The 930-nt window shown below is 32.1% G+C and carries 1 protein-coding gene; it reads right to left on the minus strand.

The window, feature by feature from the left end; translation table 11 throughout:
* The coding region (locus tag AC1DUW_RS30585) for a VOC family protein (RefSeq protein WP_477644415.1) at nucleotides 1–612 on the minus strand (612 nt) is incomplete at its 3' end.
* Nucleotides 613–930 lie beyond the last annotated feature (318 nt).

Here is a 930-nt window from a genome sequence, read left to right on the forward strand (position 1 = left end):
TACTTGAGCACCATTCCCACCTTCTCCAACTTCAAATAAATGAAATGATCCTTCATTCCCTATTTCTTTAAATAATAAAACTTTTTCCAACATTTCTTTAAAATAATCAAAGTTGGCAATCCGTATAAAAATGGGGCCTAATCCTGTAATAGCATATTCTAAAGGAATAGGTCCTTTTTGCCATGGTATACCCGCAGCAACGCCTGCATTGTTTTCATCTGAAATCAATTGATATTGCTGGTCATCAAAATCAACAAATGAAATGATTTTTTTACCAAATTGTTCTTGAATTCCGGTATTTTTAACCTCTAGGCGATCAAAACGTTTAACCCAATATTCTAATGCTTCATCATTTGGTACACGGAAAGATGTTTTTGAAATTTCATTAGTGCCATGTACTCCTTTTGRAATACCAGGGAAGTCGAAGAAAGTCATATCTGTACCTGGACCACCAACATCATCTGCAAAAAATAGGTGATATGTTTGAATATCATCTTGGTTAACCGTTTTTTTAACTAAACGCATTCCTAATATATAAGTGAAAAATTCGTAATTCTTTTCTGCACTACTTGTAATGGCTGTTACGTGGTGGATTCCTTTTAATTCATTTATATTCCTCCTACTAAAATCGACAATTTGGCTTATTGGGTACTGCTGCTTTTTGCTGATTCACTCATTCGTAATCGGTTACTACATTTTTCCTTTAAGGTCGATTGTCTATTCAAGTGATATTGTGTTTAGAGTTTTATCTTCAGTCAATTATCTCGAATTAATATATCTTCATTTAAAGATAATTTATCATGGATATCATTCTCTGTCAACAAATATGGATTATGATTACAATTATGCAACCTTTGTTAATATGACCTTACTTGAACTCAATCTTTTTACTCGCTGTTACTCATCATAATAAAATCCATTTATTAATAG

It is taken from the genome of Peribacillus sp. P4_C12 (genome assembly GCF_056402095.1).